The sequence below is a fragment of the Flavobacterium sp. genome, from assembly GCF_024305175.1.
In the GTDB taxonomy this organism is placed as follows: Bacteria; Bacteroidota; Bacteroidia; order Flavobacteriales; family Flavobacteriaceae; genus Flavobacterium.
This window is the reverse complement of record NZ_JAMWYY010000094.1, coordinates 1-6,844: the sequence shown is the minus strand read 5'-3', so window position 1 is coordinate 6,844 and position 6,844 is coordinate 1. Positions and strand designations below refer to the sequence as shown.

The following is a 6,844-nucleotide window of genomic DNA, read 5'->3' as shown; positions in this document are numbered from 1 at the left end:
TATTTTGCAATAACATTTAGTAAATTTTTGAATTGAATGATAAATATAGGAAATATTAACAATAATTAACATTTCAAATATGAAATAAATTGTTTGCCGATATATTCATTAGTATTGCACCAAACCCTGTAATCCGTTATCTTTGCCGTCTATAAAACTTTAATAATGATAAATATTACATTACCTGACGGTTCAGTTAAAAAATTTGATGCAGGCGTTACTCCAATGGATGTAGCCATGAGCATCAGCGAGGGATTGGCACGCAACGTTATATCGGCGTCTTTCAATGGTACAACTATTGAAACCAAAACCCCACTGACGACGGACGGTTCTTTAATATTATACACCTGGAATGATAAAGAGGGTAAGAAAGCCTTCTGGCACTCATCTAGCCACGTTTTGGCGCAGGCGCTACAAGAGCTTTACCCGGGCGTAAAACTTACTATTGGCCCCGCTATAGAAAATGGTTTTTACTACGACGTTGATTTTGGCGACCAGCCCATTACCGACAAAGATTTTAAAGCCATTGAAGACCGTGCGCTTGCCATAGCCAGGGATAAGCATGAGTTTAATATGCGTTCGGCTACCAAAGCCGAGGCGCTCGATTTTTATAAAAAAGAGAACAACCCCTACAAGGTAGAGCTTATAGAAAACCTTGAAGACGGTACCATCACGTTTTGCGACCACAGCACCTTTACCGACCTTTGCCGCGGCGGGCACATACCCAACACCGGCATTATAAAAGCATTCAAGATTATGAGCGTGGCGGGTGCCTACTGGCGCGGTGATGAAAAGAACAAGCAGCTAACCCGTGTGTATGGCGTTTCGTTCCCCAAGCAAAAAGACCTTACAGAGTACCTGGAACTGCTGGAAGAGGCCAAACGCCGCGACCACCGCAAACTGGGCAAGGAGCTGGAGCTGTTTACCTTCTCGCAAAAAGTAGGTCAGGGATTGCCGCTGTGGCTGCCAAAAGGTGCCGCACTACGCGACCGTTTGGAACAGTTTTTGAAGAAAGCACAAAAGAAGGCCGGATATGAGCAGGTAGTAACACCGCACATAGGCCAGAAAGAACTATATGTAACATCGGGCCACTATGCTAAGTATGGCGCCGACAGCTTTCAGCCGATACACACGCCAAACGAAGGCGAAGAGTTTTTGCTAAAGCCGATGAACTGTCCGCACCACTGCGAAATATACAACAGCAAACCGTGGTCGTACAAAGACCTGCCTAAGCGTTATGCTGAGTTTGGTACCGTTTACCGTTATGAGCAAAGTGGCGAACTGCACGGTTTAACCCGCGTGCGCGGCTTTACTCAGGATGATGCACACATATTTTGTACGCCCGACCAGCTTGATGAGGAATTCAAGAAAGTAATCGACCTGGTACTGTATGTATTCAGCTCGCTTGGCTTTGAGAACTTCAGCGCACAGATATCGCTTCGCGACCAGGAAAACCGCGATAAGTACATTGGCAGCGACGAAAATTGGGAAAAAGCAGAGCAGGCTATTATTAACGCAGCTAAAGACAAAGGGCTAAACACCGTTGTAGAGTATGGCGAGGCAGCTTTCTATGGCCCTAAGCTCGACTTTATGGTTAAGGATGCACTGGGCCGCCAGTGGCAGCTTGGTACTATTCAGGTGGATTATAACCTGCCGGAGCGTTTTGACCTGACTTACAAGGGTTCTGACAACGAGCTGCACCGCCCGGTAATGATTCACCGTGCGCCGTTTGGCTCAATGGAGCGATTTATAGCGATTTTGCTTGAAAATACAGCAGGAAACTTCCCGCTTTGGCTGATGCCGGAGCAGGCTATCATACTGTCTCTTAGTGAGAAATATGAAAATTATGCTAAAAAAGTTTTAGAATTGCTGGAAAATCACGAAATTCGCGCCCTGATTGACAACAGAAACGAGACCATCGGTAAGAAAATCCGGGAGGCTGAGACTAAAAAGTTCCCATTCATGCTGATTGTTGGCGAGGAAGAAGAAAGGAACGGAACGGTATCAGTGCGCCGCCACGGTGAAGCCGGAAAGGGTAACGAATCTATGACAATAGAACAATTCGCCTCACTTGTTGAGGAGGAAGTAAATAAAACACTAAAAACATTTTAAGTTTAATTTAAATTTTAAGAGCCATAGCAATAAGAAACAACAGGGGCATACAGCCCAGACAGGAAAAAAAAGACGCACACAGGACAAATAATGCCATAAGGATACCTGAGGTAAGGCTTGTGGGGGATAATGTAGAACCGGGAGTTTATAAAACATCGGTTGCCCTGCAAATGGCCGAACAACAGGAACTTGACCTTGTGGAGATATCTCCTAAAGCGGAACCGCCTGTATGCAAAATAATGGATTATAAAAAATTCCTTTATGAGCAAAAGAAGCGTGATAAAATGCTTAAGGCAAAATCTACGCAAATTACGGTAAAGGAAATTCGCTTCGGCCCGCAAACCGATGAACACGATTATGAGTTCAAGAAAAAGAATGCGGAAAAGTTCCTGAAAGAAGGTTCTAAGTTAAAAGCGTTTGTGTTCTTTAAAGGGCGTTCTATCATCTATAAAGAGCAGGGGCAGATATTGCTGCTAAGGCTTGCACAGGATCTTGAGGAATATGGCAAGGTAGAATCTATGCCTGTTCTTGAAGGTAAGAGGATGATTATGTTTATCGCTCCGAAGAAGAAGAAATAAATTATTGCAGAAAGGCTAAAGTCATAAAGACCAAAGTTAAAAGTCGGGAGTTGTAAAGTCAGGAAGAGTAAATTCTTTAAGACTTTAAAACTTTCGGCTTTAAGACTAAAAATAAGTAAGTAAGAATATAATAAATACAGGAAGAAAATGCCTAAAATGAAAACTAAATCCAGCGCCAAGAAACGCTTTAAAGTTACCGGTTCTGGAAAAATTAAAAGGAAGCACGCTTTTAAGAGTCACATCCTGACAAAAAAGTCTAAGAAGCGCAAGCTTGCCTTAACGCACGCTACATTGGTTCATCCTGCGGATGAGAAGAGCGTAAAAGAGCAACTACGTTTAGTTTAATAAACAGTTCTCTTTCGGTTAAAATAAATTAATAACCCTGGAGTATGGCTTTTAAGTCCCGCTAAATTGGGCGCCTGCTACAAAAACAAAGAAAATTATGCCAAGATCAGTAAATTCAGTAGCTTCAAGAGCTCGCAGAAAAAAAGTCCTTAAGCAGGCCAAAGGTTTCTTCGGCCGTCGTAAAAACGTTTGGACAGTAGCCAAAAACGCAGTAGAGAAAGCAATGGCTTACTCTTACCGCGACAGAAAACAAAAGAAAAGAAACTTCCGCGCACTTTGGATTATGCGTATTAACGCAGGTGCAAGGCTACACGGAATGAGCTATTCTCAGTTTATGGGTAAAGTAAAGGCAGCAGGTATAGAACTTAACCGTAAAGTACTTGCAGACCTTGCCATGAACCACCCTGAAGCGTTTGCTGCAATAGTAAACCAGGTTAAATAAGAACGTTTTATCAACAATATTATTCTTACTTATAAATAAGCCCGCTCCTAAAAGAGCGGGTTTTTTATTTATCTTAGGCGTAATAATTATAAATCTGACTAATATGAAAACAGACCGCTACACCAAAATTATACTTACCGTTATTGCAGCCTGCCTTGTAATAAATATAATGGAGAAAATAGATATTATGCCGAAGGCTTATGCTAGCGGCGATAGCACACCTACACCTGTAGGGGCAAATTATGCGGTAGTACCCTTAAATGAAGATGGCAGCATACGTGTTTCGCTTACAAATACTGCCCCTATGGATGTAAATATTGTTGGCATCCGCACCAGTGAAGACCTTGATGTGAATGTAAACCTGCAAAAAATAGGCGGTTATTCTACTTATGGCGAAATACCGGTAAAAGTTAAGCAGTAACTATTAAAACATATCTAATTCTTTACCATCATACCCTGCATATACCATGCTGGGGTGCGAATCGTCATGGTACATATTACCTTCATGGTCTATGGCTATGGCGCCGCAAAAGCCATCATAAGGTTTCATCTCGTCAAATGTTTTAGAAAAGGCTTCCTTTAATGGCATACCATCTGTAACTCGGGTAACTATTTTTGTTGCAGTTGCATTGCTAACAATGTCTTCTCCTACTCCTGTACAGCTTACCGCACAATAAGCATTTGCATAATTGCCGGCTACGGTAGCTGAATCTGATATACGCCCCACCATCTCAAAGCCTTTGCCTCCTGTAGAGGTCGCAACTGCCAGGTTGCCTTTATTATCGAGTGCAACACAGCCCACAGTACCAAGCCCGTTGCTTTTCAGTTTTTCTTTATATTCTTTTCGGCGTTGTTTTATCTCGGTAGAAAATGGCTCATATCCATTCTTCCTTGCAAACGCAGTCGCCCCCTCCCCTCCTAATATCCTGTCTTCATAAGGCAAAAGAAGCTCTGCAACCTTAACCGGGTTTTTTACTTCTTCTATGTTAATAACACCGCTCATTTTCATAGTAGCGCCATCCATAATAGCAGCACTCATGCGTATTTTGCCATCACTTTGAATTTGTGAACCAATACCTGCATTAAACAGCGGATCATCTTCTAATAGGGAAACAGCATATACAACCGTTTCCTGTGCCGTGTGGTTTTTAAGATAAGCGTAAGCCTGCTTAACAATATGCTCCATCGCATCCTGTTTTGCTTTTTTTGTATCAGCATCGGTATGCGATTCGCTGAAAAAACCGCCATGTATAATTATTTTCATACTATTCAAAATCTTCACTTTTTACCTTAGCAACATCATCATCGGCTTCAGCAGGGGCGGTAAGCGGAATGTGATACTGGGAGTTATGTATATCCATAGTGTGCGATTGCAGGTCGTATGTATCATACATACTCATGACATGTACCACAAGGTTATTAATGCTTATAGGCCTGCCCATTTCAACCTGTGTCAGGTTGGTATCCATAATATTACGCCCATCTACTAAAATTACAAGCCCCGAACCTATTGCTTCCATCTTGCAGTCGCTGGTAATTAAAAGTCCGGTATCTTCTCCCAGCCCTATGCCCAGCACCCGGGGGTTGCCCACTACCGCCTGAAAAAGCCTGCCAATACGCCCGCGTTGCACAAAGTGTGTATCAATAATTACGCTTTGTATAAGGCCGAGCCCACTGGTAATTTTTACTTCTCCCTTTAAAAGTGCTTCGTGGCTGCTGCCCTGGTATATCATGTTGTTGGATGCCGCTGCTGCCCCTGCCGAGGTGCCGGCATATATAAAATCTTCATGACGAAATTTATCTAAAATAATATCATGCAGTTTGGTGCCACCAAGTATAGAGGTAAGGCGTAGCTGGTCGCCACCGGTAAACATAACAACATCTGCTTTCCTTATCCTGTCAAGTACTTCAGGGTCGCGTGTCTGCTCCCTTTTTTCTATATGCAGCAGCCCAACATTTGTAGCACGCAGGTACTCAAATGCCTTAACATACTGCGGCCCAACCTCTCGCGGAATTACAGAAGCTGTTGTTATTACCTCAATACGCGACTCTTCATGATGTGCCGATTCATTTATTATCCTTCTTAAAATACCGGTTTCAAAAAAGTTAAGATTATTAGGGACACCTTTGGCAAGGGTAGCTTCATCTGTAAAATTTCCCTTGTCAACTGCTCCTCCAATAATTATTAATTTTCCTTTTGCGTTCATTTATTTTTTATTACTCATGGTTGCTATAACTGCAATTTACGATATATTTATGTAAATGGCTTTACTATTCTGCCCTGTTATTACTGTGGTCTATATTCAGCTTAAAGCGGTCAAGGTGGTAAATATCATACTTACTCATAACGTGCAATGTTACATTCTCTATAGATATAGACTGCCCGTCAACAATATCATTAAAGTTACTGTCTAATATACTACGCCCGTCAACAATAATGCTCATTCCAGGGCCAATGGCTTCCATTTTAGTCCCGTTAGTTACCATTAATGCGGCATTTTCTTCAAGGCCAATGCCAATAATTCGCGGATTCGCTACCACTGCCTGCAACAGGCGGCCTATCCTGCCACGGGTAATAAAATGGGTATCTACAACTACATCATTAATCATACCCAGCCCGCTTGTTAAGCGTACCTTGCCTTTATAGAGTGCAAGGTCGCTACTACCTTTAAAAACCATATTGTTAGAGGCCGCTGCAGCACCCGCCGAACTGCCGGCATATATAAAATCTTCGTTCAGGTACTTTTCCTGCAAAAGGTTTAAAAAAGGTGTGCCGCCCAATATTGATGTAAGCCTTAACTGGTCTCCGCCGGTTACCATAACCACATCTGCCTTTTGCAGCCTTTCTATATTTTTTGCATCGCCTGCCTGCTCCCTGCTTTCAATTATAAGTACACCTGTATTATTTGCATTAAGCCTGTGGAATGCTTCTGTATAATCTTTACCTATTTGTTCTGGCTGTGTGGATGCCGTTGTAACTATTTCAATTCGCGACCTGTTTTTCTTAGCCGATTCTTTCACAATACGGTGCAATATGCCTTTTTCATAATACTCATCTACAGCTGTATCAGTATCGCCGGCGTTTTTAGGAATATCCTGCGGCCTGCCTTTATCCTCCGCACCGCCTATTATTATAAGCTTACCCTTTATAGCCATAGTTAAGAATTTTAATTAGCCTATCCTCTTTTTATTTGCAACGATAAATTTAAAATATATGCATTTTCGCTAAAGCAAATAAGATGATAAAGTTTTGCTAATGTTTATTGAATTAGCATATTTCATCTTTTATTTTGTGACATAAACAACAGTTAAAGCATTCTTTTAAAAAATTCTTAAAAATATTACAAAAAATACGTTACAATCTATC

8 protein-coding genes are annotated in these 6,844 nt (G+C 41.8%); 5 read left to right on the top strand and 3 right to left on the bottom strand.

Annotation, left to right across the window (positions count from 1 at the left end):
- Nucleotides 1–165: 165 nt before the first annotated feature.
- The 5 genes from thrS to Q0K96_RS14650 all read left to right on the top strand — a co-directional run bounded on the left by thrS (nt 166) and on the right by Q0K96_RS14650 (nt 3,898).
- Nucleotides 166–2,112, top strand: a complete 1,947-nt coding sequence (gene thrS / locus Q0K96_RS14670; protein WP_297334730.1) for a threonine--tRNA ligase — start codon at nt 166–168, stop codon at nt 2,110–2,112.
- A 47-nt stretch (nt 2,113–2,159) separates the two neighbouring features.
- A complete protein-coding gene (gene infC, locus Q0K96_RS14665; RefSeq protein ID WP_297334731.1) occupies nt 2,160–2,690 on the top strand; it encodes a translation initiation factor IF-3 in 531 nt (176 codons plus the stop codon).
- A 147-nt stretch (nt 2,691–2,837) separates the two neighbouring features.
- Nucleotides 2,838–3,035, top strand: a complete 198-nt coding sequence (gene rpmI / locus Q0K96_RS14660; RefSeq protein WP_223054301.1) for a 50S ribosomal protein L35 — start codon at nt 2,838–2,840, stop codon at nt 3,033–3,035.
- 97 nt (nt 3,036–3,132) lie between these two features.
- Complete coding sequence (rplT, locus tag Q0K96_RS14655) at nt 3,133–3,477, top strand: 50S ribosomal protein L20 (RefSeq protein WP_223054300.1); 345 nt, start codon at nt 3,133–3,135, stop codon at nt 3,475–3,477.
- A 103-nt stretch (nt 3,478–3,580) separates the two neighbouring features.
- Complete coding sequence (locus Q0K96_RS14650) at nt 3,581–3,898, top strand: hypothetical protein (protein WP_297334729.1); 318 nt, start codon at nt 3,581–3,583, stop codon at nt 3,896–3,898.
- Nucleotides 3,899–3,901: 3 nt separating this feature from the next.
- Here Q0K96_RS14650 and Q0K96_RS14645 read toward each other — a convergent pair whose 3' ends face one another.
- From Q0K96_RS14645 to Q0K96_RS14635, 3 genes are all read right to left on the bottom strand, one after another.
- Entirely contained in the window at nt 3,902–4,741 is an 840-nt protein-coding gene (locus tag Q0K96_RS14645; RefSeq protein ID WP_297334728.1) for an isoaspartyl peptidase/L-asparaginase, read from the bottom strand.
- A 1-nt stretch (nt 4,742) separates the two neighbouring features.
- Nucleotides 4,743–5,684, bottom strand: coding sequence for a cyanophycinase (locus Q0K96_RS14640; RefSeq protein WP_297334727.1), 942 nt, complete (start codon nt 5,682–5,684; stop codon nt 4,743–4,745).
- Between the two features lie 64 nt (nt 5,685–5,748).
- A complete protein-coding gene (locus Q0K96_RS14635; protein ID WP_297334726.1) occupies nt 5,749–6,633 on the bottom strand; it encodes a cyanophycinase in 885 nt (294 codons plus the stop codon).
- Between the last annotated feature and the right edge of the window lie 211 nt (nt 6,634–6,844).